This is a genomic window from Streptomyces typhae, assembly GCF_009755605.1.
GTDB lineage: Bacteria > Actinomycetota > Actinomycetes > Streptomycetales > Streptomycetaceae > Streptomyces > Streptomyces typhae.
On the sequence record NZ_WPNZ01000003.1, the window covers coordinates 501095 to 527712 of the forward strand.

The window sequence follows — 26618 nt, forward strand, 5'->3', positions numbered from 1 at the left end:
TCCGGGCGCGGGGCGGAGGCGACGTCGCCTCCGCGGGATATCGCGCTGATCACGGGACCAAGGCTATCGCCCCGCACCGGTAAGTAGTCACGAGCCGCATGTGTACAAAACCTCACAACGAACTTTGACAGTCTGCACAGTCGCCTCATGTGCTAAGGGGGTCGGATCCGGCCACACCCGGGCCGGGGGCGGGCGGGGGGCGCCCTTGGCAAACGGCGCGGGGCGATGCACGTTGAGCGTGAGGGCACGTGCCGACGCGGCGCGCGCACCTCCGCGACCGACCCGGACAGACCAGCGGACGACCCTCGACCGACCCGCGACGGACCCACGACAGACCCGCGACAGACCCGCGACAGACCCGGGGAGCGAACACCCATGGCAGCCAAGATCCTGATCGTCACCGGTGACGCGGCGGAGTCACTGGAGGTCCTCTACCCTTACCAGCGCCTGCGCGAGGAGGGCTACGACGTCCACATCGCGGCGCCCGCCCGCAAGACGCTCCAGTTCGTGGTGCACGACTTCGAGCACGGCTTCGACACGTACACGGAGAAGCCCGGCTACACCTGGCCGGCCGACCTGGCCTTCTCCGAGGTCGATCCGGGTCAGTACGTCGCCCTCGTCGTCCCCGGCGGCCGGGCCCCCGAGTACCTGCGCAACGACCCGGAGCTCCGCAAGGTCCTCAAGTCCTTCTTCGACGCCGACAAGCCCGTCGCCCAGATCTGCCACGGCCCCCTGCTCACCGCGGCCGTGGGCGGCCTCGCCGGCCGCCGGGTCACGGCCTACCCGGCCCTCGAACTCGACATGCAGGCGGCCGGGGCCACCTTCCAGGACGCGGAAGCGGTGGTCGACGGCACCCTGGTCTCGTCCAGGGCCTGGCCGGATCACTCCGGCTGGATGCGGGAGTTCTTGACAGTGCTGAGGGCGAAGGCTCCGGTCACTTGAGCCTTGGCGTGAGGGTTCCGGTCACTTGAGCCTTCGCGCCAGGGCTCCGGTCACTTGAGCCTTCGCGCCAGGGCTCCCGCCGCTCGGGTTTCGCGCGCCTTGGGGACGCTCGGGTTTCGCGCCCCCGAGGGGCAAGCGGTCGGCTCAGGCCACCAGCTGCTCCGCGGTCTCCACGGCCTCCCCGAGGCTGTCGACTACGGGGACCCCCGCGGCCTCGAGACTCACCCGGCTGTGCGACCCGCCGGTGTAGAGCACGGCCCGAGCTCCCACGTGGGCCGCGGCCCGAGCGTCGTCCACCGCGTCCCCGATGACGACGACCTCCTCCACCGCGACCTCCGCGAGCTCCGCGAGATGCCGGACCATCCGCTCGGCCTTCCCCGCGTGGGAGGTGTCCGTACGCCCGTCGATCCGCACGAACCGCTCCGCGATCCCGTGCCGCCGCACCAGCGGCACCAACTGCTCGTGCGGAGCGAGCGAAAGCAGCGACTGCGTACGCCCCTGGGCCTGCCGCCCGGCGAGCAGCTCCGCCGCGCCCTCGGCGAGCGCGCACGCGTCCACCCGCGCCCCGTAGTGCTTGTGGAAGACGGCGTCCATCACGAGCCACTCGTCCTCGGTGGGCAGCCGTCCCATCAGCCGCTCGTAGAACAACGGCACGGGCACGCAGTACAGCTCCCGATACCGCTCCAGAGTGATCGGCTCCAGGCCGATCTCCTCGAACGACGCGTTGGTCGCCCCTATGACCGCGTCGATGTCGTGCAGAAGGGTCCCGTTCCAGTCCCAGACAATGTGCGCCCCGCGCTGCTGCTTCCCCATGCGGAAGACCGTACCCGGCACCACCGACAACCCGTCCGGGAATTTTCCGGCCGCGGGGCGGCGCGGGGCGGCGGGCGGCGACGCGCTAGTCCTCGGCCCCGACAAGGTTGGGGATCTCCTGCGTGGCGTACCAGAGCAGTTCGTGGTCCTCGGCCCCGTCGACGACGAACTGCGCGTCGTCGTCGCCGTGGTCCGCGGCCCCGAGGGCGTCCGCCGCGGCGGTGACGTCCGCCTCGGCGTCCCCGGAGTCCACGTGCACCGCGGCCGCCTTGGCCAGCGGCAGCGCGCCCGTGATCCGCACCTCGCCGAGGGCGCCCTGGTCGAGACCGCGGTCGGGGTCGGCGACGGCCGCTCCGTCCGGCACGTCCGCCGCGAGGACGACCCGGCGCCGCGGGGTCCCCGGCGCACCGGCGAGCAGCCGCAGCGAGGCGAGTGCCGCCCGGTTCAGGGCCGCGTACTCCAGCTCCTCGATGTCGTCCGAGACGTACCACTCGCGCAGCGCGGGCGTCACGGCGTACGCGGTCAGCGGCCCGGGTCCCAGCTCACCGGCTTCGTGCGCCTGCGCGAGGCGGGGCAGGGTCAGGGGTACGTACACGCGCATGACGGGCCGCTTTCGTAGTCGCGAGGGCGTCCGGGAGGGCCAGGCGGACCCCCGGGACAGGCTCTCAGGATACGTGCGCGCGTCCCCCTTCGAGCTGCCGCCCGCCGTCCCCGCCGCGTCCACCCCGGTCCACGCCGTCACCCGCCCCAGCCGCGCCCGCACGGCGCCGGCGGCACCTCCGCCCACCCTGATGAGTGAACCGTGCGTCGCCCGCGGAAGCAGCCGCCGCCTCTTGCTCCGCCCCTCGTCACGGCCGTAGAAGATCTCCAACACGAAGTTACCGACCGGTATCGAGGAGCCCCGCATGCACCGCACCGCACCCGCACCGACCGCCCCGGCCGCGCCGGCGACTCGTACCGTCCCGGCCGCTCTGGCCCCCTCGACAGGCCCGACAGGCCCGACAGGCCCGACCGACGAAGCCACGCGGGCGGCGCAGGCCTCCCCCAGCAACGACGCGCCCGCCCGCCCCCAGGGCACCCCCTCGGCCCTCCGCAAGGTCATGACCCGCCCGCCGCGCCCCACGGGCTCCCGTCCACCCGCGAACCAGCCGCCCACAGGCAACCGTCCACTCACGAACCAGCCGCCCGCGGGCCGCCGCCCACCCCCTGGGCGCCCACCCGGGCGGCGCGACCCGCACCGCCCGGCCCCGCACCGCCCGGCCCCGCTCCGGCGGATCCCCGCCCAGCCGCCCCCGCACCCGGCCGAGCTCTTCACCGAGCTGCTGCTCCTGGTGCTCAGCGGTCAGCGCCCGGTGCACGCGGTAGCCCGCCACATCGCCCACACCGCGTACGACGACCTGGTGCGGCTCGCGGAGCTGCTGCCGCTGCGCTCCGTCGGCGGCCACCGCCCCGCCGTGCGGCGCGTCGGCCACTACGAGGTGCGACCGGGCGTCTTCGAGGTCTTCGCCCGCGTCGGCGCGGGCCCCGCACTGCGCGCCCTGGCGTTCCGTCTGCACCTGGGCGACGACGAGCGCTGGCGCTGCACGGCGGTGGAGGTCGCGGGGCCCGGCGCACACCGAGGCTGAACCAGCCGCAGGCCCTCCTCCGGCGGCAGGCACTCCACCGGCCGCAGACGCTGAACCAGCCGCCGGCTCTGCACCGGCCGCAGGCCCTGCACCGGCCGCAGGCGCGCACCGGCCACCGCTCCCGGGCGCCGACACGGCACACGGCAGGCGGCACACGGCAGGCGGCAGGCGGCACACGGCAGGCGGCACACGGCAGGCCGACAACGCACGCGACAGAGTGAGGGCCGGGCACCCCCAGGTGCCCGGCCCTCACTCAAGCCCTACAGCGGTCTCCGCTCCCCGCTGCGGCTAGCTACTTCTTGCGGCGACGCCCGCCCTTCTGGGCCTTGCGCCGCTCCGCGCGGGTCAGACCGTCGCCGGAGGCGGTGGTGGAACCGGCGGGCTGGTCGGTGGTCGTGAAGTCGCCCTCGTCGACGCCACCCTCGGCGTTCGGCGCCTGGAAGTGCAGGCGGTCGGGGCGCTGCGGGGCGTCCAGGCCCTTGGCGCGGATCTCGGGGCGGGGGGCGCCGGCCGGCACCGCGTCCTGCGCGCCGTCCTTGGTGAGGGAGGGCGCCGCGTCGGACACGGGCACCTCCTCGACCTGCTGCTCGACCTGGACCTCCAGGTTGAACAGATAGCCGACGGACTCCTCCTTGATGCCGTCCATCATGGCGTTGAACATGTCGAAGCCCTCCCGCTGGTACTCGACCAGCGGGTCCTTCTGCGCCATGGCGCGCAGGCCGATGCCCTCCTGGAGGTAGTCCATCTCGTAGAGGTGCTCGCGCCACTTGCGGTCGAGGACGGAGAGCACGACGCGGCGCTCCAGCTCCCGCATGATGTCGGAGCCGAGCTGCGCCTCACGGGCCTCGTACTGCGCGTGGACGTCGTCCTTGATGGCCTCGGAGATGAACTCGGCCGTCAGACCCGCACGGTCGCCGATCTCGTCCTCGAGCTCCTCGATGGTGACCTTCACCGGGTAGAGCTGCTTGAAGGCGCCCCACAGCCGGTCGAGGTCCCACTCCTCGGCGAAGCCCTCGGCGGTCTCCGCGGAGACGTAAGCGTCGATGGTGTCGTCCATGAAGTGCACGATCTGCTCGTGCAGGTCCTCGCCCTCCAGGACGCGGCGGCGCTCGCCGTAGATGACCTCGCGCTGGCGGTTGAGGACCTCGTCGTACTTCAGGACGTTCTTACGCGTCTCGAAGTTCTGCTGCTCGACCTGCGACTGGGCGGACGCGATCGCACGCGTCACCATCTTGTTCTCGATCGGCACGTCGTCCGGCACGTTGGCCATCGACATCACGCGCTCGACCATCTGGGCCTTGAACAGACGCATCAGGTCGTCGCCGAGCGACAGGTAGAAGCGGGACTCGCCGGGGTCGCCCTGACGGCCGGAACGGCCGCGGAGCTGGTTGTCGATACGGCGCGACTCGTGCCGCTCGGTGCCGAGGACGTAGAGCCCGCCGAGGTCCTTGACCTCTTCGAACTCGGCCTTCACGGAGCGCTCGGCCTTCTCCAGGGCGGCGGGCAGCGCGGCCGCCCACTCCTCGACGTGCTCGACGGGGTCGAGGCCGCGCTGGCGCAGCTCCGCCTCGGCGAGGTCGTCGGGGTTGCCGCCGAGCTTGATGTCGGTGCCTCGTCCGGCCATGTTCGTGGCGACGGTGACGGCGCCCTTGCGGCCGGCCTGGGCGACGATCGTCGCCTCCCGGTCGTGCTGCTTGGCGTTCAGGACCTCGTGCTGGACACCGCGCTTGGAGAGCTGCTGCGAGAGGTACTCGGACTTCTCGACGGAGGTGGTGCCGACCAGGATCGGCTGGCCCTTCTCGTGCTTCTCCGCGATGTCGTCGACGACGGCGGCGAACTTGGCGACCTCGGTGCGGTAGATCAGGTCCGACTGGTCGGCGCGGACCATGGGCCGGTTCGTCGGGATCGGGACGACGCCCAGCTTGTAGATCTGGTGGAACTCGGCGGCCTCCGTCATGGCCGTACCGGTCATTCCGGAGAGCTTGCCGTAGAGCCGGAAGAAGTTCTGGAGGGTGATGGTCGCAAGGGTCTGGTTCTCGTCCTTGATGTCCACCCCTTCCTTCGCCTCGATCGCCTGGTGCATGCCCTCGTTGTAGCGGCGGCCGGCGAGGATACGGCCGGTGTGCTCGTCGACGATCATGACTTCGCCGTCGATGACGACGTAGTCCTTGTCCTTCTTGAAGAGTTCCTTGGCCTTGATGGCGTTGTTCAGATAGCCCACGAGCGGGGTGTTCACCGACTCGTAGAGGTTGTCGATGCCCAGCCAGTCCTCGACCTTGGCGACGCCGGACTCGTGGATGGCGACGGTGCGCTTCTTCTCGTCGACCTCGTAGTCCCCGGTCTCCTCGATGCCCTTGAGGGGCTCGCCGGGCTTGCCCTTGGTGAGGCGGGTGACCAGCTTGGCGAAGTCGCCGTACCACTTCGTGGCCTGGTCGGCGGGGCCGGAGATGATCAGCGGCGTACGGGCTTCGTCGACGAGGATCGAGTCGACCTCGTCCACGATCGCGTAGTTGTGGCCGCGCTGGACCAGCTCGTCCTTCGACCACGCCATGTTGTCGCGCAGGTAGTCGAAGCCGAATTCGTTGTTCGTGCCGTACGTGATGTCGCAGTTGTACATCTCGCGGCGCTGGGCCGGCGGCATGTTCGCCAGGATGCAGCCGACGCTCAGGCCGAGGAACTTGTGGACGCGGCCCATCATTTCGGAGTCGCGCTCGGCCAGATAGTCGTTGACCGTGATCAGGTGCACGCCCTTGCCCGAGAGTGCGTTCAGATACGCGGGCAGCGTGCCGACGAGTGTCTTGCCCTCACCGGTCTTCATCTCGGCCACATAGCCGAGGTGCAGGGCGGCGCCGCCCATCAGCTGCACGTCGTAGTGCCGCTGGCCGAGGACGCGCTTGGCGGCCTCGCGCACCGTCGCGAAGGCCTCGGGCAGCAGGTCGTCGAGGGTTTCGCCGTCGGCGAACCGCTCCTTGTACTCCGCGGTCAGCGCGCGCAGCTCGGCGTCGGAGAGGGCGGTGAAGTCCTCTTCGATGGAGTTGACCTGGTCCGCGATGCGGTGCAGCTTGCGCAGGATCTTGCCTTCGCCTGCACGCATGATCTTCGAGAGGACGGACACGGGGGTTGGTCTCCTTGCCGGTCGGGCCTGGCACGGTCGGTTTTACTCGTCGGGCAACGGCCATCGTATGCGAGGACCCGGCCGCCCCGGGAGGTCTGCCATGACGTCAACGGACGGGCACCCGTGAAGGTGCCGCTCCGGCCGCGGGAATCCTCCGGCCACCGGGCACGAAAAGCCCGCAAAAGCCCGTAGGCACAAAGAACTGGCGTCTCCTCGTCCGCCCCCAGCAGAATCGGCCGATGGAGCCCGTCACCCTGACCACCGAGCGCCTGCTGCTGCGCACCTTCTCCCCCGCCGACACCGAAGAGGTGTACGCGGCCTGCCAGGACCCCGAGATCCAGCGCTGGACCACGATGCCCTCACCGTACGCGCGCGCGGACGCGGAGGGCTTCATCGGCCGCATGGTCCCCGACGGCTGGCGCCTGGACATGGAGTACACCTTCTCCGTGCGTCCCCGTGAGGGCGGCCCGCTGCTCGCGGCGACCAGTCTGCACCACCCGCGCGCGGGCAGCTGGGAGATCGGCTTCTGGACCGGCAAGGAACACCGGGGCCGCGGCTACATGACGGAGACCGTCCACGCCCTCGCCCACTGGGCCTTCACGCGCCTCGGCTGCAACCGCCTGGAATGGCGCGCCGAGGTCGGCAACACGGCCTCCCGCGCGGTCGCCGAGAAAGCGGGCTTCACCATGGAGGGCACCCTCCGCGCCGCCCTCCTCAACAAGGGCACCCTACGAGACACCTGGATCGCCTCCCTCCTCCCATCGGACCTGGACCTCACGTCTCCCCAGCCGTACCTCCCACCAGCGGGAACAACCCCGCCCGGCGCATGAGGACAAGGCCGAAGGCCGATGTCTCTGTAGCCCGCCCGGCGCATGAGGACAAGGCCGAAGGCCGATGTCTCTGTAGCCCGTCCGGCGCTTGAGGACGAGGCCGAAGGCCGATGAGGCGGGGTCCAGGGGCGGCAGCCCATGGTTTCGGGAAAGGGGCGGGCCTGGGGCGCCCCGCGAGGCCCCCACCCACCCGCACCCGCACCCGCACCCGCACCGGGGCACCCGCACCCCCACCCCTGTCAGTACCTCCCCCTATGGTTCCGACCATGACGAGCACGCCGAGCACGCCGGGCGGACCGCGCACGCCGAGCGGACCGCACACGCAGAGCGCACAGGGCGGACCGACCCCGCACCGCCCCGAAGCCACCCTCACCGCCGACGAGGCCCGCCGCATCGCCCTGCGCGCCCAGGGCTTCCTCGGCGCCCCCGATCGCAGAGCAGGAGTGCGCGGCGTCCTGCGCCACCTGGGCGCGGTCCAGCTGGACACGATCTCCGTCCTGGCCCGCTCCCACGAACTGATCCCGTACGCCCGCCTGGGCGCGGTGGGCCGCCCCACCGTCGAGTCGGCGTACTGGACGGACACCCACGCCTTCGAGTACTGGTCGCACGCCGCCTGCATCCTCCCCATCGAGGAATGGCCCCACTTCGCCTTCCGCCGCCGCGCCTACCGCTCCCGCCCGCACTGGCACCACCACCTGCCGGACGGCGCCTACGACCAGGTGATCAAGCAGCTCCGCGCCGAAGGCCCGCTGACGGCCACGGAATTGGGCGGCGCGAAGAACAAGGGCGAGTGGTGGGACTGGTCCGACTCCAAGATCGCCGTCGAGCGCGCCCTGATGTACGGCGACGTGGTGTGCACGGAGCGCCGCTCCTGGAAGCGGGTGTACGACCTCGCGGAGCGCGCCGTCCCCGACGCCCTGCTGCACGACGACCTGGACGACGCGGAGTGCCTGCGCCGCCTCGTCCGCCTGGCGGGGCAGTCCCTGGGCGTCGGCACGCGCGCGGACATCGCCGACTACCACCGTCTCAAGGGCGAGCAGTTCGACGCCGTCGTCGCAGACTCGGGCCTGGTCCCGGTGGCCGTGCAGGGCTGGGACAAGCCCGCCTGGGCCGACCCGCAGGCGCTGGCCACACCCCCGCGCGGCCGCCACCGCACGACGCTCCTGTCGCCGTTCGACTCGCTGATCTGGGAGCGTGCGCGCACGGAGCGGATCTTCGGCTTCACCCACCGCCTGGAGGCGTACGTCCCCAAGCCGAAGCGGGTGTACGGCTACTTCGCGATGCCGGTGCTCGCGGGCGGCCGACTGGTGGGCCGCGTGGACCCCGCCCGCGAGGGCAGCACGCTGGTCGCCAAGCAGGTGTCCCTGGACGGCCCGAAGGCGGTCCAGGGGGTGGCGCAGGCGCTCCTGGAGGCCGCGCGGTGGGTGGGCTGCGACTCGGTACGCGTCGAGCGCGTCGACCGCCCCGAGCTGACGGCGGACCTGGTCCGCGCCGTCAGCTGACCCTCACCGCCCGCGCCCCGACGCACCGAACCCGGCGCACCGAACCCCAGAAACCCGACCCACGGAGCCCAGAAACCCGACTTACGGGCCCCAAGCACCCGACCCACGGGACCTCAGGAACCCGACTCACCGAATCTCAAGAATCTTCTCCCGCATCGCGTACACCACGGCCTCCATCCTGGAGTGCAGTTGCAGCTTCTCCAGGATGTTGCGCACATGGTTCTTCACGGTGTTCTCGGAGATGAACAACTCCTTGGCGATGTCGCGGTTGTTCATCCCCGTGGCGACGAGCTTGAGCACTTCCAGCTCCCGGTCGGTCAGCCGGGGCGCGGGCACGAGACGGCGCTCGTCCGTGCGCTGGATCATCGACTTGAACTCCGTGAGCAGCTTGGACGCCATCGACGGGCTGATCTGCGACTGCCCGTCGGCCACGGCGCGAATGGCGGTGGCCACCTCGTCCGTGGAGATCTCCTTGAGGAGATATCCGGTCGCCCCGGCCTTGATCGCGTCGTAGAGATCCGCTTCCTCGTCGCTGATCGTCAGCATGATGATCTTCGCGCTGGGGGCCACTTCCTTGATGGAGGTGCACGCCTCGATACCGCCGCGCTTCGGCATCCGCACGTCCATCAGCACGATGTCCGGCAGCAGGTCCGCGGCCTTGTCCACGGCCTCGGCGCCGTCACCGGCCTCCCCGACCACCTGGATGTCCTCCTCGGCGGCGAGGACGATCTCCAGGCCGCGGCGGAAGAGTGCGTGATCGTCCACCACGAGGACCCGGATGGGTTCCTTGCGCGGGGCGCCCGCGTCCGTGCCGATGCCGATGCCGTCACCGGCACCGTCGCTCCGCATCGGTCCGAAGCTGTCCGCCATCGTTCCTCCCCCTGAAGGCCAGGGCCCGTCTCTTGCCTCGGCTGCGCCAACCCTAGGCAGAGTCAAGTGGGTTGAGCCGTCGCGCCCATGATTCCATGCCCTGCCCCCCGGTCGTGCCCGCAGTGGTCGCACGCGGGTGCCCCTGGGGGCGCACATGCGCTCCAGGGGCACCGGTCCGTGCGCTCCGACGGGCGCCTCCAGCAGCCGTCAGCCGCCGAGGGCGCTGCCTCCGCCGGCCGACTGGGCCTTGGCGACCATGGGGTCGGTGTTGAGGTGGATGACGCCGTAGTCGTAGGCGTGGCGCCGGTAGACGACGCTGGGTTCCTTGGTCTCGGAGTCGATGAACAGATAGAAGTCGTGCCCGACGAGTTCCATCTCGTACAGCGCCTGGTCCAGGGACATGGGCGCCGCCACGTGGGTCTTCTCGCGCACCACGAGGGGCCCCTCGCCCTGGATCTCCAGGGAGCCGATCCTGGTGGTGGGCACGCCTTCCGGCTCTTCCTCGCGGACCAGGCTGCCGTCCCCGTTCAGATGTGCCGCGTCCGGGACCCGGGCGGCCACTTCGGCGGCGGTGAGCCTGCCTGCTCCGCGCCGGTTGTGCCGCTTCTCGTGCTGCTTGCGCAGCGATGCGTCGAGCTTGGCGGTGGCCAGGTCGAGCGCCGCGTACGGATCTGCCGCCGAGGCCTCCGCGCGGATCACGGGCCCGCGTCCCCGGACGGTGATCTCCACACGGTCGGAACGGTCGGCCTGGCGCGGGTTGGTTTCCTTGGACACCTCGACGTCGAGGCTGATCACCTTGCCGTCGAGCTTCTGGATCTTGTCCAGCTTCAGCTTCTCGGCCACGTGCTTGCGGAACCGCTCGGGCACCTCGGTCTTGCGGCCCTTGACGACGATGTCCACGCAGAACTCCGTTCCCGGATCGCTCCGCTGCTTCGGCGGAGCATCTCCCTCTTGCACCAGACTCCGGAAACTCCCGGAGCCTCGGACTCGGTGACTTCCACCTCCTCCTCCCCCATGGGCAAGATCTCCACCCCACCGTCCCCGGGTGATTGCAGAAAACCCAGAGGTCGGCATTCCGATATGCGAGGGGCGGTGTCCACCGTTCCTCACAACCGAACATATCTCGCCCGGACGGATGTCGTCACCCTCTACTGACACGTACCTCCATTCGGGTGGATAAGCCTTCTCACTACCTGCAACGATGAAACTCTCCGCTCAGTTCCGGTTTATTTCGAAAGAAGCCGTGGACGCGGCGACGACTGCGGCAAGGATGGCGTCCGAGCGAGACATTCCGCTGGCCGGACGGGCTTTCCCGGTCCGGCGCACGCGATCGTCCCCGCGGTCGCGGCTTGGCCGGTTTCCCATCTGGCGCTCTGCCGTCACCTGTGCTCTCCGCTGCGCTCTCCGTCCGATACCGGGTGCTCTCGGCCCGACCTCGGGTGTTCCCGCTCCGGTCCCGCCGACCCGACCCGTCACACCTGCCGTCGTGCCTCCTCCTCCATCGACTACCCCGTGTACGCCACATACGCCCCTCAATGCTCGGGCCGCCTCAGCCAACGACGCGCCTGTCGTCATCAGGTCGTCCACCACCACGATCCGGCCCGCGCCCCGCAGCAGCCGTCCGGCATCCGGCGCCACCTCCAGCGCCCCCGACAGGTTGAGCTGCCGCTGCCGGGAGTTGAGCCCCGCCTGGTCCGCCACCGCACGCCGCTGACGCAGCACGCACAGCACGCTCACCGGCATCCCGGCGCGCCGCAGCCGCCCCGCCGCCGCGAGCGCCAGCCGCCGCACCGGGTCGTGCCCCCGCGCCCGCACGGCCCGCCGCGCCGACGGCACCGGCACCAGCAGCACCGGTCCGCCCTCGACTTGGCCCGCACCCGCGTTCCGCAACGCGGCCCGCACCGCACCCGCCAGCGCCTCACCGAGCGCCTCGGCCAACGGCAGCGCGCCCCGCTCCTTGTGCGCGAGCAGCACCGCCCGCACCGCTCCCCCGTACGGCGCGGCCGCGTGCACCGCCGGCAGACCCCGCGGCCACGGATCCGGCCGCACTCCGCGCGGCGCCGCCCCGCTCAGCGCGGACCGGCACCCGGCGCACAGGGCCACGCGCGGCGCCCCGCAGCCGGGGCAGTCGGCCGGCAGCACCAGATCCGTGAGGTCCCGCCACCACCCCCGCATGTCCCCACTCTGCCAACGCGCCCGCCGCGCTGCCACCCCTGTGGAAAACTACCTGTGGATAACTCGTCACACCCCGCTTGAGCTGCGACGGAGCTGGACCGTCCAGGCATCACGGGAGCTGCGGCGGAGCGGAACCATCCCGGCATCACGAAAGCTGCCCCGGCGCCGTCGTTCGGCCTGACCGGACCGACTCACCGGAGCCGCTCACCGGCACAGCTCACCGGCACAGCCCACCGACGTGCCTCAGCGGTGTGCCTCAGGGACGCGGCTCATCGCGTACCCCAGCCGCGTGCCTCGCTGACGCCGCTCACCGGCCTGAACAAGCCCGCCCCACCAGAGGCGGCCCGCCCCACCAGTGATGCCGCCACCCGGGACGGGCAGACCGGCGTCGCCCCGGAACGGGCAGACGGGCGTTCAGCCGGGACGGGCAGACACGCGTTCACCCGGGATAGACCGGCGTCCGCCCCTCCTTGACCACCGTCTGCCACTGCGCGCCCGACGGCAGGCGGACGATGCCGTCGTCGGAGTGCGCCACCAGCGGCTGCCGCTCGTCCTCGGAGGCGGCGATCTCCTTCACGCCCGTGAGGCCGGGCAGCGTCGCCCCCGTCCGCGCGGACCCGTCGCACTGGACGTACCGCATCTGCTGCACACCACCGGACTCGCGCCCGACCACCACGAGACGGCTGAGGCCCGCCCAGGACATGGCGGTGACCTCTTCCATCTGCGGGGCCGCCTCCAGGAGTTCCACGACGGAGATGTCGGGCTGCCCGCCCTTGCCCTCGGCCCATTCGATCAGGCCGATGCGCAGTGACGTCTTGCCGTCCTTGCGCACGAGCAGCGCGACCCGCACCCCGTCGGCCGCGACCCGCACCGCCTCGATGCGCCCGTCCAGGTCGGGCACCCTGACCTGCACCGGCTCGCCCGTACCCGCCGCCAGCCACAGCAGCCGTGGCCGCTGCGGGTCCCGGTCGGCCACCCACAGGTCGCCGCGGCCGTCCCAACTCGGCGTCGAGAAGCCGTCCTTCTCCGACTTGGCCCGCGAACGCAGTTCAGGGCCGTCCAGCGACCCCTTCGACACCACGGACGCGGTGAAGAGACGGCGCCCGTCGAGCGACACCCCCGCCGCGCGCTCCTCGTCGCGCGAGACCGCCGCCGAGCGCAGCGGCTGCTCGCCGTCGCCGAACGGCCCCGTCACCGGCTCGGGCCCGGCGTCGCTGCCCGCGTTGCCGGGCATCCGCACCAGGCGCCGCTTGTCGTCGACGAAGTACTGGTAGGCCGGGAGGTCCGCCCCGTGCGGCACGACGGTCTCCGCGCGGTCCTTGCCGAGCACGCACAGCGGCGAGCCGTCCTTCTGCTGCAGCTCCACCTGCTCGACCCCGGAAGAGGGCAGGTCCTGGAGCGTGTGGAGAAGCTGGGCGGCCACCTGCTTGCACTGTTCGTGCACGAGCGAGTCCCCCCGCGCGTTCAGCGGCACGACCAGCTTGTTCTTGTCGTCGGGCGTCAGCGACTTGGTGCCGGAGGCCAGCCCCGCACCCATGGGGACCGCCGTGCGGACCGCCGGGTCGAGCCTGTTGCTCGGCCCTTCGAGCAGCGCCTTCACCGTCTCGGTGAGCGGGTCGATGCGCTGGCGTACGTAGATGGGGTCCGCGACGAGCCCCGGCTGGGTGCCGACCTGCCGGGCCCCGCTCAGGCCCTTCGGAGGCGATGCGAAGTAGTACTTGTTGACGGCCTGATAGTTGCGCTCGAAGTCGGACTCACCCAGGACGACCCCCGCAGGCGGGGAGTCGATGCGCCACACCGGACCGTTCGACCCGTTCAGCTGCTTGAGATGAATGGCCTGCTTGAAGTTCCCAGAGTCGGGCCTGTACGCGCGCTGCTCGTTGACCGTCGCGAGCCTGCGGCCGGTCAGCGAGTACGTACGTTCGCCCTCGTTGCTGTTGGCCACGTTGTCCGCGACCGTGTTCGGGCCGTCCGCGAGCACCGTGGTGGAGCGCTCCGGGTGCCAGTTCCTGGACGCCTTCTTCGTCAGGTACTTGCGGGCGATGGCGAAGTCGGGATCATCGCTGGTCAGCGCCTCCAGGAAGCCCTGGACTATGTCCACGGCACCCGCGTCCTCGGGCGGCGGCATCGCGTAGACCCGTACCTGGGACTGCGAGTCGGGACGCTGCGAGGCGTCGACCTTCTTCATGTTGCCCTCGTCGGGCATCGAGGCGCAGCCGGCGATCAGCGTGCCGCACGCGACGAGCACAAGACTGGCGCGCAGCCGACGCGCGCGCCCCCTTATTTGACCCTCACCGCCCACGCGAGGCCTCCTCTTCCCTGCCCGTAGCGGTATCCGAGCGCTCTGCCGGGTCCGAGCGCGCTCCGGCGTCGAAGCGCGCTCCGGCCTCCGGGCCCGCTCCGGCCTCCGGGCCCGCTCCGGCCTCCGGGGCTGCTCCGGCCTCCGGGGCTGCTCCGAGCTTCGGGCCCGCTCCTGCGTCTGCGTATGCGTATGCATCTACATCTGCTACCGCGGCTGCGTCTGCGGCGCCCGCGCCCGCATCCTCATCCGTGTCCGCGGAGGCCCGTGTGCCAGGTGCGGCGCCCGCATCCGTGTCCGCGGAGGCCCCTGTGCCAGGTGCCGCGCCCGCGCCCGGGTGCGCGCCGCCGCCCTGCGGGGCAGCCGTGGCCCCGGAGTCCTCCCAGCCCTGCCGCGGCACCACCCGCGCTCCGTTGCCCGGCAGCGCGGTGGGGTCGACGTCGAGCGCGGCCGCGCGGGCCAGCCTCGGCGCTATGGGAGCCTTCGCGGGCACCGGTGGCGGTACCCGGTCCGCGGGCGCCTGATGGGGCACCGTGGCCTGCTTGGAGCCGTCGCCGACCGGGAGCCCCGCGCCGTTCAGGCTGCGCCGCCGCCGCGAGTCGTCGGGTTCCAGCGGTATCGGCGAACCCCGCAGCGGCTCGTCCGCCGTACGCGGCAGCGTGAGCCGGAACTGGGAGCCGCCGCCCGGCTCGCCCCAGGCCTGCAGCCAGCCGCCGTGCAGACGGGCGTCCTCAAGGGCGATGGAGAGCCCGAGGCCCGTACCGCCGGTGGTACGCGCGCGTGCCGGGTCGGCCCGCCAGAAGCGGCTGAACACCCGGGTCGCCTCGCCCGGCTTGAGGCCGACCCCGTAGTCCCGCACCGCGACGGCGACCGCGCCGCCCGCCGCCGCCAGCCGCACCACCACGTCCCTGCCCTCGCCGTGCTCCACGGCGTTGACGACGAGATTGCGCAGCACCCGCTCGACGCGCCGCGCGTCCGCCTCGGCGACCACGGGCTGCTGGTCGCCGACGACGCGTATGTGCGTGCCCTTGCGCTCCGCCAGTGGCTCGGCCCCGCCGACGACGCGCCGCACCACCTCGCGCAGGTCTATCGGCTCGGCCTCCAGGGCAGCGGCTCCCGCGTCGAACCTGCTGATCTCCAGGAGGTCGGCGAGCAGCGACTCGAAGCGGTCGAGCTGATCGGCGAGCAGCTCCGCGGAGCGGGCCGTGATCGGGTCGAAGTCCACCCGTGCCTCATGGATGACGTCGGCCGCCATCCGTACGGTCGTCAGCGGCGTCCGCAGCTCGTGCGACACGTCGGAGACGAACCGGCGCTGCATCCGCGACAGCTCCTCCAACTGCTGGATCTTCAGCTGGAGGTTCGACGCCATCTTGTTGAAGGCCTCCCCGAGGCGCGCGATGTCGTCCTCTCCGGTGACCTTCATCCGCTCCTGGAGGCGGCCCGCGGACAGCCGCTCGGCGATCCCGGCGGCCATCCGTACGGGCGTCACGACCTGCCGCACCACCAGCCAGGCGATGGCGCCGAGCAGCACCACCACGAAGAGTCCCGCCGTGGCGAGGGTGCCGCGCACCAGGTTCATCGACTCCTCCTCCTGCGTGAGCGGGAAGAGGTAGTAGAGCTGGTACGAGTCCCCGTTGTTGTCGCTCAGCTGCTTGCCGATCAGTAGGCCCGGCTGTGAGTCACGGTGGTCGATGAAGTCGATGCGCGTGTTGCTCTGATAGGCGAGCGTGCCGCCGTCGATCTGCTCGCGCAGTTCCTCGGGCACGCTCTGGATCGGGTCCACACCGCCGGAGGCGCGCGGTCCGCGCACGCTGCCGCCGTCACCGGCGTTGGAGCTGAGCGTGACCACGTAGAAGGCGTTCTGGCCGCCGCTCGCGAGCTGCTCGACCAGCTCCGACAGCCACACAGCGGCGTTCTGCCCCGTGGGGCCGTCGGGCGTGTCGACGCCCTGGGTGGCGGGCTGGTGGGCGCTGTTCGCCTGCTCCTGGGCGACGCGGAATCCCCCGTCCGCCTGGCTCTGCGCCGCGTTCACCTTGGCCTTGAGCAGGCCGTTGCTCACCGAGCTCATGACGACGAACCCGAGCAGGAGCACCACTCCGAGGGACATCAGGAGCGTCGTGACGACGACCTTGAGCTGGATGTTGCGCCGCCACAGCCGCATCATCGGCAGCAGCGGGCGGCGCACCCAGCGTGTGAAGAGCCGCAGCAGGGGGCTGCTGCCCTGCACGCCGCCCTGCAGCATCAGACCGCTGTCGACGAGCGCCCCGAAGCGGGGCCCCCGCCGCGGCGGCCGTACAGCCCGCCCCGGCCGCGCTCCCGGTTCGCCGGGCGCCGGAGAGGAACTGTCCCGCGACATCTCAGCTCGGTCCGGCCTTGTAACCGACGCCACGGACGGTCACCACGATCTCCGGCCGCTCGGGGTCCCGCTCGACCTTGGAGCGCAGCCGCTGCACATGCACATTCACCAGACGGGTGTCGGCCGCGTGCCGGTAGCCCCAGACCTGCTCCAGGAGCACCTCGCGCGTGAACACCTGCCACGGCTTGCGGGCGAGCGCGACCAGCAGGTCGAACTCCAGCGGCGTCAGCGCGATCGACTGCCCGTCCCGCTTCACGGAGTGCCCGGCCACGTCGATGACCAGGTCACCGATGGCCAGCTGCTCCGGCGCGGGCTCCTCGGACCTGCGCAGCCGCGCACGGATGCGGGCCACCAGCTCCTTGGGCTTGAACGGCTTGACGATGTAGTCGTCGGCTCCCGACTCGAGGCCGACCACCACGTCGACGGTGTCGCTCTTGGCCGTGAGCATAACGATGGGCACCCCGGACTCCGCCCTGATCAGACGGCACACCTCGATGCCGTCCCGGCCGGGAAGCATCAGATCGAGGAGCACCAGATCGGGCTTGGCCTCACGGAAAGCAGCCAGCGCCTTGTCGCCATCGGCCACGAACGACGGCTCAAAACCTTCACCACGCAGCACAATCCCGAGCATCTCGGCCAGTGCGGTGTCGTCGTCGACGACAAGGACTCGTCCCTTCATGCCTGACATCATCCCATTCTCATAACGGCAGCGAACACGGTGGTGAGATAGGTCACTGACCAGCGTGATTAACCGTGTGTGCCCGCCACCGCGCGCCCATGTCCACCGACCGGCGCGGAGCGCACCGGTACGGCCCCTCTGCACACGGCCCCTCCACCGCCCCGCGTCCCTGGCGGAGGGGCCGTTCCACGCCGGTGGGGCCGACAACGACCCCCGTCGGCCGATCAGCCGATCGTCACCTGAGCCGACCTGGCGCACAGCTCGGCCAGCCCGCCGGCTGTCACGGGGGAGACGACACCCTCCTCCGTGACGATGGCCGTCACCAGCTCGGGCGGGGTGACGTCGAACGCCGGGTTGTACGCCTGCGTCCCCAACGGCGCCACCGCTGTTCCCCCTCCCGCCTCCGCTCCGGCCACCGGAACGAACGGCACCGTGACCTCGGTCACCTCATGCCCTGCCCGCTGCTCGACCTCGATGGCGGACCCGTCCGGGGTGCCCATGTCCACCGTCGTCACCGGCGCCACCACGATGAACGGCACGTGGTGGTAGCGGGCGAGGACCGCGAGCGGATAGCTCCCCACCTTGTTGGCCACCGAACCGTCGGCCGCGATGCGGTCCGCGCCTATCAGTACGGCGTCCACCTCACCGGACGCGAACAGCGAACCCGCGGCGTTGTCGGTCAGGAGCGTGTACGGCATGTCGTTGCGCGCCGCCTCGTACGCCGTCAGCCGGGCACCCTGGAGGAGCGGCCGGGTCTCGTCGACCCACAGCCTGCGCAGCCGTCCCTCGCGGTGCGCGGCGAGCGCCACCGCGAACGCCGTGCCCTCGCCCCCGGAGACCAGCGCCCCGGTGTTGCAGTGGGTGAGGACCCGGTGCCCACCGCCCGGCATCAGCTCGTCGAGCAGCGCCAGGCCGTGCACCGCCATCCTCGCGCTGGCCTCGGCGTCCTCCCGGTGCAGCGCCCGCGCGGCGGCGAGAGCCGCGGCTGCCGCCTCCGGCCCGTCCGCGCCCCGGGCCACGGCCGCGCGGTGCGCCTCCTGGGCCCTGCGCGCTCCGTACACCAGGTTGACCGCGGTGGGCCGCGCTCCCGCGAGGGCGTCCGCGGCCTCGTCCACGTCGAAGCCGCGGGCCGCGGCGAGCGCCACGCCGTACGCCCCGGCGATGCCGAGCACCGGCGCCCCGCGCACCGCGAGAGTCCTGATCGCCTGGACCAGGGCGGGCGCGTCCGTGCACACCAGCTCGCTCTCCTCGGCCGGCAGCCGGGTCTGGTCGAGGAGGACGATGACGGGCCCCTCCGGGGGCTCGTCCCAGCGGATCGTGGGGACCCCGGGCAGGGCGGCCTGTGGAGAGGCCACCGGTGGCACCGGGGCCGCCGGGGTCGCGGACGGCCGTACGGACTCGCCGGATTGCGCGTAGTGATCAGCCATCCGCCCAGTCTGCCCGCTACCCGACGGACAATAGAAGGTGCGCAGCCCGGGCAGCACACGGTCGCGGCGGCGAGTCGGCGGCCACCGCGCCGGGTCCCCGGGCGACCGCCCCGTGGCACGATGGCAGCCAACCCGCCGCCGCGACCGCGGACGGGCACTGCGAAGGAGCGACGATGAACGACACTCCGGGCTGGGCCTCGCCCGGATCCGCCCCCTCCGACGAACCCGACCCCGCCAAGAAGGGGTCCGACGAGCCGCAGGACCAGCCGAACGGCTCCGGCTCGAAGTGGTCCAAGGAGCAGCCGCCGCCCGCCCAGTGGTCCGCGCCCGGCGCGCCCGCCTCCGGCCAGAACCCACCTCCGCCCCCGCCCCCCGGCCAGGGCTGGGGAGCGGGCCCCGGCGGGCCCGGCGGCCAGGGCGGCCCCGGCTGGGGCAGCGGCCAGGGCGGCCCCGGCGGCCCCTACCGCGGCTGGGGCAACTGGCAGGGCCCGCCCGCCGCCGCCAAGCCCGGCGTCATCCCGCTGCGTCCGCTCGCCGTCGGCGAGATCCTCGACGGCGCCGTCTCCACGATGCGCACCCACTGGCGCACGGTCCTCGGCATCTCGCTGACCGTCGCCGTCGTCACGGAAGTCCTCGTCGTCCTGCTCCAGGGGCTCGTCCTCAACGACGCCGCCAACACCGAGGCCCTCGACGACCCGAGCGCCACCACCGGCGAGGTCACGCGTGCGCTCTGGGACACGCTCCTGAGCTCCGGCGCCGTCCTCGTGATCACTCTCCTCGGCACGATCGTCGCGACGGCCCTGCTGACGATGGTCACCAGCCGCGCCGTCCTGGGGAAGTCCGTGACCACGACGGAGGCCTGGCACGACTCCCGGCCGCTGCTCGGGAAGCTGATCGGCCTGACGCTGCTGCTCCCCCTCATCGCCGTGGGCGTCGTCGCCGCGGGCACCCTGCCCGGCATCCTGATCGCCGTCGCCGGGGCCGAGGACGGGGGCATCGCGCTCGCCGTGATCGGCGGCATCGCCGCGGGCGTCGTCGCCATCTGGCTGATGGTCCGCCTCTCGCTGTCCTCGCCCGCGCTGATGCTGGAGAAGCAGGGCCTGAAGAAGGCGATGGCCAGGTCCGGGAAGCTGGTCAGCCGCTCCTGGTGGCGGGTCTTCGGCATCCAGTTGCTCGCCGCGGTCATCGCGAACGTCGTCGCGTCGATCATCGTCATCCCGTTCACGCTCATCGCGGGCGCGCTCAGCGGCGACAGCGTCTCCAACCTGCTGGACGCGAGCGGCAGCGAGGTCGGCTGGACCTTCCTGATCGTCAGCGGCGTCGGGCAGGTGATCGGCTCCATGCTGACGTTCCCGATCACCGCCGGTGTCACCGTGCTGCTCTACATCGACCAGCGGATCCGCCGCGAGGCCCTCGACCTCGAACTCGCCCGCGCCGCCGGCGTGCCGGGCCACGGCACCTCCGACGCTCCCGGCACACCGGGGAGCTGATGCGGTGACGCCGGCGGGGGTGGTTCTCGGCATGCTCGGCGCGGTCTCACGGCTGCCCCGCACCGGAGACGAACCTCCGGTGACGATCCCGCGCGACCCCGCGCGGGAGGCGGCCGAACGCGAGCTGTCCAAGCCGATGTACCAGGAGGACGACCCGAGCCTCTTCCAGCGCGCCCTGAACCGCTTCTGGGAGTTCGTCGACGACCTGTTCTCGGCGGCGTCGGGCGCGGCACCGGGCGGCACGGTGGGCCTCCTCGTCATCGGCCTCGCGGTGGTGGCGGTCGCCGCGGCCCTGTGGTGGCGCCTCGGCACCCCGCGCCGCGCCCCCGCGAGGTCGGCGGCACTCTTCGACGACCGCCCCCGCAGCGCCGCCGAACACCGCTCCGCCGCCGAGGCGCACGCCGCCCAGGGCCACTGGAACCAAGCCCTCCAGGAGCGCATGCGGGCCGTCGTGCGCTCCCTGGAGGAGCGTGCCCTGCTCGACCCGCGCCCCGGCCGCACCGCGGACGAGGCCGCCGCGGAGGCCTCCCGCCCCCTGCCCGACCACCAGGACCGCCTGCACGCCGCCGCCCGGGAGTTCGACGACGTGACGTACGGAGGCCGCTCGGCCACGGAGTCCTCGTACCGCCTGCTCGCCGACCTGGACCACGACCTGGAGCGCGCCAAGCCGCTCCTCACCGGCGCACCCGACGCCCCGTCCGGCGGCACCTCCTGGGGGGCCGTCCGATGACGGAGTCCCCGCGGGCCCGGATCCCCTCGGTCGCGGACTCCGGCACCGCGTCCACGTCCACCGCCCCCACCCCCCGGCAGCTGTGGACCCGCTCCCGCGGCATCGCCCTCGCCGTCGTCGTCCTCCTGGTGGCCGCCGTCGCCATCGCGGCCGTCCGCTCCGGCGACCGGCACGGCCGTCTGGACCCCCGCTCGGCCGACTCCCAGGGCAGCCGAGCCGTCGCCGAACTCCTCGCCGACCGGGGGGTGTCCACACGCGTCGTGACCACCGTCAAGGAGGCGGGGGACGCCGCGGGCCCCGACACCACCCTCCTGGTGGCCGACCCGGACCTGCTCGACGACCGCCGCCAGTCCCGCCTGCACGACGCCACCGTCGACTCCGGCGGCCGCACGGTCCTCGTCGCCCCAGGCTCCCCGTCGGTGTCGAAACTCGCGCCCGGAGTCACCGCGGACCCCGCCGCCAGCTTCGACTCGACGCTCTCCCCGGACTGCGCCCTGCCCGCGGCGCGCCGCGCCGGGTCCGCCGACGTGGGCGGCGTCCGCTACGACACGCTCGTCCCGGGCGCCGAGGCCTGCTACCTCGACGACGGCCTCCCCAGCCTCCTGCACCTCCCGGCGACGAGCGCGAAGGACGTCCCTTCGAAGGACGTCCCCTCGACGGACGTGCCTCCGAAGACCGGCGACAGCGCGGCGGGCCCCCCGAAGAACAAGGCGGAGCACGCACCCCAGAAGGGCAACCAGGCCCCCTCCGAGCCCCCCGCGCGCGGGGACACGGTCATCCTCGGTGCCCCCGACATCCTCTTCAACGACCGCCTCGACGAGCACGGCAACGCCTCGCTCGCCCTGCAACTCCTGGGTTCCCGGCCCCATGTGGTCTGGTACCTCCCCTCGCTCTCCGACGACGCGCTCGACGACACCGCCGACGACGACAGCTTCTTCGACCTGATCCCGTCCGGCTGGCTCTGGGGCACGCTGCAACTCACCGTCGCCGCCGTCCTCGCGGCGCTGTGGCGCGCGCGCCGCCTCGGCCCCCTCGTACCGGAAGAACTCCCCGTCGCGATCCGCGCCTCCGAGACCGCCGAAGGCCGCGCCCGCCTCTACCGCAAGGCCAACGCCCGCGACCGCGCCGCCTCGGCTCTTCGCTCCGCCACCCGCACCCGACTCGCCCCCCTCGTCGGCGTCCCCGCCGCTCGAGCCCACACGCCCGAAGCGCTCCTGCCCGCCCTGGCCGGCCGGCTGCACAGCCCCGGCCAGGACCCGCACGCTCTCCTCTTCGGCCCGCCGCCCACCGACGACGCGGACCTGACCGCCCTCGCCGACCGACTCGACGCCCTCGAAAGTGAGGTACGTGGTTCATGATGGACCCGACCACTGACAACGCCGGGAGCTCCGGCGGCGCCCGCTCCGCCCTGGAGTCCCTGCGCACCGAGATCTCCAAGGCCGTGGTCGGCCAGGACCCCGCCGTGACCGGCCTCGTCGTGGCCCTGCTCTGCCGCGGCCACGTCCTGCTCGAAGGCGTCCCCGGCGTCGCGAAGACCCTGCTCGTGCGGGCCCTCGCCGCCTCCCTCGAACTCGACACCAAGCGCGTCCAGTTCACCCCCGACCTGATGCCGAGCGACGTCACGGGATCCCTCGTCTACGACGCCCGCAGCACGGAGTTCTCCTTCCAGCCGGGCCCGGTGTTCACCAACCTGCTGCTCGCCGACGAGATCAACCGCACCCCGCCCAAGACCCAGTCGTCCCTCCTCGAAGCGATGGAGGAACGCCAGGTCACGGTCGACGGCACCCCGCGTCCCCTGCCCGAGCCGTTCCTCGTCGCCGCCACCCAGAACCCCGTCGAGTACGAGGGCACGTACCCCCTCCCCGAAGCGCAGCTGGACCGTTTCCTCCTGAAGCTGACGGTTCCGCTGCCCTCCCGGCAGGACGAGATCGACGTCCTGACGCGCCACGCCGACGGCTTCAACCCACGCGACCTGCGCGCCGCCGGCGTACGCCCCGTCGCGGGACCCGACGACCTGGAAGCGGCCCGCGCCGCCGTCGCCAAGACCACCGTCTCCCCCGAAATCACCGCCTACGTAGTCGACGTCTGCCGCGCCACCCGCGAATCGCCGTCCCTCACGCTCGGCGTCTCCCCGCGCGGGGCCACGGCACTGCTCTCCACGGCCCGCGCCTGGGCCTGGCTGACGGGCCGCGACTACGTCATCCCCGACGACGTGAAAGCGCTCGCCCTGCCCGCGCTCCGCCACCGTGTCCAACTGCGCCCCGAAGCCGAGATGGAGGGCGTGACCGCCGACTCCGTCATCACCGCGATCCTCGCGCACGTCCCGGTACCCCGCTGATGCCGGTCACCGGCCGCACCGCCCTCCTGGCGGCCATCGGCTCGCTCCCCGTGGGCGTCGTCGCGCCGTCCTGGACCGGGTTCCTCGCCGTCAACGTCCCGCTCGCCCTGGCCTGCGCCTGCGACTTCGCTCTCGCCGCCCCCGTACGCCGACTGCGGCTGACCCGTGCCGGCGACACCACCACACGCCTCGGCGAACCCGCGGACGTCCAGCTCACCGTCACCAACCCCACGGCCCGCCCGCTGCGCGGCGAACTCCGCGACGCCTGGCCCCCGAGCAGCTGGCAGCCGGGCACCGAGGTGACCGCCTCCAGGAACCGGCTGGACGTACCGCCCGGGGAGCGCCGCCGCCTCACCACCCGCCTGCGCCCCACCCGTCGCGGCGACCACCGGGCCGACCGCGTCACGATCCGCTCGCGAGGGCCTCTCGGCCTCTTCACCCGGCAGGGCAGCCACCGCGTCCCCTGGACACTCCGTGTCCTGCCGCCCTTCACCAGCCGCAAGCACCTCCCGTCCAAACTGGCCCGCCTGCGGGAACTCGACGGCCGCACCAGCGTCCTGATCCGCGGTCAGGGAACCGAGTTCGACAGCCTGCGCGAGTACGTCCCCGGGGACGACACCCGCTCCATCGACTGGCGCGCCACCGCCCGCCAGTCCGCGGTGGCCGTCCGCACCTGGCGCCCCGAACGCGACCGCCACATCCTCCTGGTCCTCGACACCGGCCGCACCTCCGCGGGCCGGGTCGGCGACGCCCCGCGCCTCGACGCGTCCATGGACGCGGCCCTCCTCCTCGCCGCCCTCGCCTCGCGTGCCGGGGACCGCGTCGACCTCCTCGCCCACGACCGCCGGGTACGCGCCCTGGTCCAGGGCAAGGCGGCAGGCGACGTCCTGCCCTCGCTGGTGACCGCCCTGGCCACGCTGGAGCCCGAACTCGTCGAGACGGACGCCCGCGGCCTGACCGCCACCGCGCTGCGCGCCGCTCCCCGCAGCTCCTTGATCGTCCTGCTCACCAGCCTGGAAGCGGCCCCCATCGAAGAGGGCCTGCTGCCGGTGCTCCCCCGGCTCACCCAGCGCCACACCGTCCTCGTCGCCTCGGTCGCCGACCCGCACATCACGGAGATGGCCGGGGCCCGGGGTTCGGCGGAGGCCGTGTACGACGCCGCGGCCGCGGCCCAGGCCCAGGCGGAGCGCCGCCGTACCGCGGAACAGCTCACCCGGTACGGCGTGACAGTCGTGGACGCCACCCCCGACGACCTGGCGCCCGCGCTGGCGGACGCCTACCTGTCCATGAAGGCGGCCGGCCGCCTCTGAGGAAAGTTTCCGAAGAGAATCTCGGCGGTGCTGTCGAGAACCCGTGATCGGCTCCGTCCCCGCTCTGAACGCGACGAAGATGGGTCGCACGAGAACCGAGGAGAGCACCATGGCCAAGTACCTGCTTCTCAAGCACTACCGCGGCGCCCCGGCCCCGGTGAACGACGTCTGTATGGACCAGTGGACGCCGGAGGAGGTCTCGGCCCACATGAAGTACATGCACGACTTCGCGGCCCGCCTGGAGGGGACCGGCGAGTTCGTCGACGGCCAGGCGCTCGCCCCCGAGGGCACCTGGGTCCGCTACGACGGCGAGGGCCGCCCGCCCGTCACCGACGGCCCGTTCGCCGAGACCAAGGACCTCATCGCCGGCTGGATGGTGATCGACGTCGACAGCTACGAACGGGCCGTCGAACTCGCCGGGGAACTGTCCGCCGCCCCCGGAGCGGGCGGCAAGCCCATCCACGAATGGCTCGAGCTGCGCCCCTTCTACAGCAACCCGCCCACCATCACGGAGTGACGGCCGCACCCCCCTTACGGCCCGACTACGGCTCGACTACAGACCGACTACGGAGTGACGACCCGGTGACTGCCGAAGTGGACGACACCCTCCTCCGGAGCCTCACGCCGAGTGTGCTCGGCGTCCTCGTCCGTCGCGGAGCCGACTTCGCGGCGGCCGAGGACGCCGTCCAGGACGCGCTGGTCGAGGCCGTCCGCGTCTGGCCCACCGACCCGCCGCGGGACGCGAAGGGCTGGCTGGTCACCGTGGCCTGGCGCCGGTTCCTCGACGCGACCCGGGCGGACGTCGCCCGCCGTCGGCGTGAGGACCTCGTCGACGAGGAACCGGACCCAGGCCCCACGCCTTCGGTGGACGACACGCTCCAGCTCTACTTCCTGTGCGCCCACCCTTCGCTGACACCGTCGTCCGCGGTCGCGCTCACGCTGCGCGCAGTAGGCGGCCTGACGACCCGCCAGATCGCCCAGGCCTACCTGGTGCCCGAGGCAACCATGGCTCAGCGCATCAGCCGGGCCAAGCGCACCGTCTCCGGCGTACGTCTGGACCGGGCCGGCGATGTCGCCACGGTGCTGCGTGTCCTGTATCTGGTCTTCAACGAGGGCTATTCCGGTGACGTCGACCTGGCCGCCGAGGCCATCCGCCTCACCAGGCAGCTGGCGGCCTCGATCGACCACCCCGAGGTGGCGGGGCTCCTCGCCCTCATGCTGCTCCACCACGCCCGCCGCGCTGCCCGGGTGGCACCGGACGGGGGTCTGGTGCCGCTCGCCGAGCAGGACCGCAGCTTGTGGGACACCGGGTCGATCGCCGAGGGCATCGCGATCCTGCAGACGGCTCTCGCCCGCGACCGCCTCGGCGAGTTCCAGGCCCAGGCCGCCATCGCGGCCCTGCACGCGGACGCGCTTGCCGCCGAGGAGACCGACTGGGTGCAGATCGTCGAGTGGTACGACGAGCTGGCTCGGTTGACCGACAGTCCCGTCGTCCGGCTGAACCGGGCGGTGGCCGTCGGTGAGGCCGACGGCCCGCGCGCCGGCCTGGCAGCGCTCGAAGCGCTGGACGATTCCTTGTCCCGCTATGCCGCGGTGGCGGCGTACCTGCACGAACGCGACGGCGATGTGATGCTGGCAGCCAGGTTGTACAGCGAGGCCGCAGAGAAAGCGTCGAACCTTGCCGAACGCGCGCATCTGACACGCCAGGCGGCTCGTCTCAACGCCCGCCGTAAGTAGCCGATAACTAAATGGCCGATAACGGCAACAACGCAGAAAACCCCCGCACCGTGAGGTGCGGGGGTTTTCTCTCAAAATGAGTTCGGCGGCGTCCTACTCTCCCACAGGGTCCCCCCTGCAGTACCATCGGCGCTGTGAGGCTTAGCTTCCGGGTTCGGAATGTAACCGGGCGTTTCCCTCACGCTATGACCACCGAAACACTATGAAACTGTCAACCGGAGCCGTGACCAAAAGGCTACGACGGTTGTTCATGGTTTCAGAACCAACACAGTGGACGCGAGCAACTGAGGACAAGCCCTCGGCCTATTAGTACCAGTCAACTCCACCCCTCACAGGGCTTCCATATCTGGCCTATCAACCCAGTCGTCTACTGGGAGCCT

21 protein-coding genes and 2 rRNA genes are annotated in these 26618 nt (G+C 72.0%); 11 read left to right on the top strand and 12 right to left on the bottom strand.

What is annotated here, in order from left to right; all coding sequences use genetic code 11:
• The first annotated feature begins 375 nt into the window (after window positions 1-375).
• Window positions 376-942, top strand: a complete 567-nt coding sequence (locus GPA10_RS08725; protein WP_058852079.1) for a DJ-1/PfpI family protein — start codon at window positions 376-378, stop codon at window positions 940-942.
• 144 nt (window positions 943-1086) lie between these two features.
• Here the strand turns inward: GPA10_RS08725 and GPA10_RS08730 are convergent, their stop codons facing one another.
• Window positions 1087-1755, bottom strand: coding sequence for an HAD family hydrolase (locus GPA10_RS08730; RefSeq protein ID WP_058852098.1), 669 nt, complete (start codon window positions 1753-1755; stop codon window positions 1087-1089).
• Window positions 1756-1840: 85 nt separating this feature from the next.
• A complete protein-coding gene (locus tag GPA10_RS08735) occupies window positions 1841-2356 on the bottom strand; it encodes a DUF6912 family protein (RefSeq protein ID WP_058852080.1) in 516 nt (171 codons plus the stop codon).
• Between the two features lie 304 nt (window positions 2357-2660).
• Here GPA10_RS08735 and GPA10_RS42280 point away from each other — a divergent pair, with 304 nt between their 5' ends.
• A complete protein-coding gene (locus tag GPA10_RS42280; protein ID WP_246258912.1) occupies window positions 2661-3380 on the top strand; it encodes an Rv3235 family protein in 720 nt (239 codons plus the stop codon).
• 292 nt (window positions 3381-3672) lie between these two features.
• On the opposite strand, the gene secA is transcribed toward GPA10_RS42280, so the two are convergent.
• Complete coding sequence (gene secA, locus GPA10_RS08745; protein WP_343040537.1) at window positions 3673-6495, bottom strand: preprotein translocase subunit SecA; 2823 nt, start codon at window positions 6493-6495, stop codon at window positions 3673-3675.
• A 239-nt stretch (window positions 6496-6734) separates the two neighbouring features.
• Here secA and GPA10_RS08750 point away from each other — a divergent pair, with 239 nt between their 5' ends.
• Complete coding sequence (locus GPA10_RS08750; RefSeq protein ID WP_058852082.1) at window positions 6735-7325, top strand: GNAT family N-acetyltransferase; 591 nt, start codon at window positions 6735-6737, stop codon at window positions 7323-7325.
• A 236-nt stretch (window positions 7326-7561) separates the two neighbouring features.
• The gene (locus GPA10_RS08755; RefSeq protein ID WP_425505700.1) at window positions 7562-8827 is read left to right on the top strand and encodes a winged helix-turn-helix domain-containing protein; all 1266 of its coding nucleotides are present in this window, start codon (window positions 7562-7564) and stop codon (window positions 8825-8827) included.
• Between the two features lie 126 nt (window positions 8828-8953).
• Here GPA10_RS08755 and GPA10_RS08760 read toward each other — a convergent pair whose 3' ends face one another.
• The 7 genes from GPA10_RS08760 to mtnA all read right to left on the bottom strand — a co-directional run bounded on the left by GPA10_RS08760 (window position 8954) and on the right by mtnA (window position 18633).
• Window positions 8954-9697, bottom strand: a complete 744-nt coding sequence (locus GPA10_RS08760) for a response regulator (RefSeq protein ID WP_058852083.1) — start codon at window positions 9695-9697, stop codon at window positions 8954-8956.
• Between the two features lie 207 nt (window positions 9698-9904).
• Window positions 9905-10597 carry a ribosome hibernation-promoting factor, HPF/YfiA family gene (hpf, locus tag GPA10_RS08765; protein ID WP_425505692.1) on the bottom strand — a complete coding sequence of 231 codons (693 nt, stop codon included), beginning with the start codon at window positions 10595-10597 and terminating at the stop codon, window positions 9905-9907.
• Between the two features lie 315 nt (window positions 10598-10912).
• The gene (locus GPA10_RS08770) at window positions 10913-11671 is read right to left on the bottom strand and encodes a ComF family protein (protein ID WP_425505693.1); all 759 of its coding nucleotides are present in this window, start codon (window positions 11669-11671) and stop codon (window positions 10913-10915) included.
• Window positions 11672-12311: 640 nt separating this feature from the next.
• Window positions 12312-14174, bottom strand: a complete 1863-nt coding sequence (locus tag GPA10_RS08775) for an LpqB family beta-propeller domain-containing protein (protein ID WP_484600344.1) — start codon at window positions 14172-14174, stop codon at window positions 12312-12314.
• Window positions 14164-16527, bottom strand: coding sequence for an MtrAB system histidine kinase MtrB (gene mtrB / locus GPA10_RS08780; protein ID WP_157164901.1), 2364 nt, complete (start codon window positions 16525-16527; stop codon window positions 14164-14166). The genes GPA10_RS08775 and mtrB overlap by 11 nt, the downstream gene beginning before the upstream one ends.
• 1 nt (window position 16528) lies before the next feature.
• Window positions 16529-17218, bottom strand: coding sequence for a two-component system response regulator MtrA (gene mtrA, locus GPA10_RS08785; protein WP_189176211.1), 690 nt, complete (start codon window positions 17216-17218; stop codon window positions 16529-16531).
• A gap of 212 nt (window positions 17219-17430) precedes the next feature.
• Window positions 17431-18633, bottom strand: coding sequence for an S-methyl-5-thioribose-1-phosphate isomerase (mtnA, locus tag GPA10_RS08790; protein WP_157164902.1), 1203 nt, complete (start codon window positions 18631-18633; stop codon window positions 17431-17433).
• A 173-nt stretch (window positions 18634-18806) separates the two neighbouring features.
• Here mtnA and GPA10_RS08795 point away from each other — a divergent pair, with 173 nt between their 5' ends.
• The 7 genes from GPA10_RS08795 (at window position 18807) to GPA10_RS08825 (ending at window position 26238) form a co-directional block, all read left to right on the top strand.
• A complete protein-coding gene (locus tag GPA10_RS08795) occupies window positions 18807-20123 on the top strand; it encodes a glycerophosphoryl diester phosphodiesterase membrane domain-containing protein (protein ID WP_157164903.1) in 1317 nt (438 codons plus the stop codon).
• Window positions 20124-20154: 31 nt separating this feature from the next.
• Complete coding sequence (locus tag GPA10_RS08800) at window positions 20155-20853, top strand: DUF4129 domain-containing protein (RefSeq protein WP_058852103.1); 699 nt, start codon at window positions 20155-20157, stop codon at window positions 20851-20853.
• On the top strand, window positions 20850-22211 hold the full coding sequence (locus GPA10_RS08805) for a DUF4350 domain-containing protein (protein ID WP_157164904.1): 1362 nt from the start codon (window positions 20850-20852) through the stop codon (window positions 22209-22211). Before GPA10_RS08800 ends, GPA10_RS08805 begins: the two co-directional genes overlap by 4 nt.
• Window positions 22211-23191, top strand: coding sequence for an AAA family ATPase (locus GPA10_RS08810; protein ID WP_425505701.1), 981 nt, complete (start codon window positions 22211-22213; stop codon window positions 23189-23191). The genes GPA10_RS08805 and GPA10_RS08810 overlap by 1 nt, the downstream gene beginning before the upstream one ends.
• On the top strand, window positions 23191-24501 hold the full coding sequence (locus GPA10_RS08815; RefSeq protein WP_157164906.1) for a DUF58 domain-containing protein: 1311 nt from the start codon (window positions 23191-23193) through the stop codon (window positions 24499-24501). The genes GPA10_RS08810 and GPA10_RS08815 overlap by 1 nt, the downstream gene beginning before the upstream one ends.
• Window positions 24502-24610: 109 nt before the next feature.
• Window positions 24611-25018: a YciI family protein gene (locus GPA10_RS08820; RefSeq protein WP_157164907.1), complete on the top strand. Its 408-nt coding sequence runs from the start codon at window positions 24611-24613 to the stop codon at window positions 25016-25018.
• 77 nt (window positions 25019-25095) lie between these two features.
• A complete protein-coding gene (locus GPA10_RS08825; protein ID WP_343040553.1) occupies window positions 25096-26238 on the top strand; it encodes an RNA polymerase sigma factor in 1143 nt (380 codons plus the stop codon).
• Window positions 26239-26318: 80 nt separating this feature from the next.
• Here GPA10_RS08825 and rrf read toward each other — a convergent pair.
• Both rrf and GPA10_RS08835 read right to left on the bottom strand, forming a co-directional pair.
• Window positions 26319-26435, bottom strand: a 5S ribosomal RNA gene (gene rrf, locus GPA10_RS08830).
• A gap of 89 nt (window positions 26436-26524) precedes the next feature.
• A 23S ribosomal RNA gene (locus tag GPA10_RS08835) occupies window positions 26525-26618 on the bottom strand; the annotation flags it as partial.

Excerpts from the sequence above, each read along its gene's own strand:
- GPA10_RS08725 (WP_058852079.1), top strand. The coding sequence starts at position 376 with ATGGCAGCCAAGATCCTGATCGTCACCGGTGACGCGGCGGAGTCACTG.
- GPA10_RS08730 (WP_058852098.1), bottom strand. The coding sequence starts at position 1,755 with ATGGGGAAGCAGCAGCGCGGGGCGCACATTGTCTGGGACTGGAACGGG.
- GPA10_RS08735 (WP_058852080.1), bottom strand. The coding sequence starts at position 2,356 with ATGCGCGTGTACGTACCCCTGACCCTGCCCCGCCTCGCGCAGGCGCAC.
- GPA10_RS42280 (WP_246258912.1), top strand. The coding sequence starts at position 2,661 with ATGCACCGCACCGCACCCGCACCGACCGCCCCGGCCGCGCCGGCGACT.
- GPA10_RS08750 (WP_058852082.1), top strand. The coding sequence starts at position 6,735 with ATGGAGCCCGTCACCCTGACCACCGAGCGCCTGCTGCTGCGCACCTTC.
- GPA10_RS08760 (WP_058852083.1), bottom strand. The coding sequence starts at position 9,697 with ATGGCGGACAGCTTCGGACCGATGCGGAGCGACGGTGCCGGTGACGGC.
- mtrB (WP_157164901.1), bottom strand. The coding sequence starts at position 16,527 with ATGTCGCGGGACAGTTCCTCTCCGGCGCCCGGCGAACCGGGAGCGCGG.
- mtrA (WP_189176211.1), bottom strand. The coding sequence starts at position 17,218 with ATGATGTCAGGCATGAAGGGACGAGTCCTTGTCGTCGACGACGACACC.
- mtnA (WP_157164902.1), bottom strand. The coding sequence starts at position 18,633 with ATGGCTGATCACTACGCGCAATCCGGCGAGTCCGTACGGCCGTCCGCG.
- GPA10_RS08795 (WP_157164903.1), top strand. The coding sequence starts at position 18,807 with ATGAACGACACTCCGGGCTGGGCCTCGCCCGGATCCGCCCCCTCCGAC.
- GPA10_RS08800 (WP_058852103.1), top strand. The coding sequence starts at position 20,155 with ATGCTCGGCGCGGTCTCACGGCTGCCCCGCACCGGAGACGAACCTCCG.
- GPA10_RS08805 (WP_157164904.1), top strand. The coding sequence starts at position 20,850 with ATGACGGAGTCCCCGCGGGCCCGGATCCCCTCGGTCGCGGACTCCGGC.
- GPA10_RS08810 (WP_425505701.1), top strand. The coding sequence starts at position 22,211 with ATGGACCCGACCACTGACAACGCCGGGAGCTCCGGCGGCGCCCGCTCC.
- GPA10_RS08815 (WP_157164906.1), top strand. The coding sequence starts at position 23,191 with ATGCCGGTCACCGGCCGCACCGCCCTCCTGGCGGCCATCGGCTCGCTC.
- GPA10_RS08820 (WP_157164907.1), top strand. The coding sequence starts at position 24,611 with ATGGCCAAGTACCTGCTTCTCAAGCACTACCGCGGCGCCCCGGCCCCG.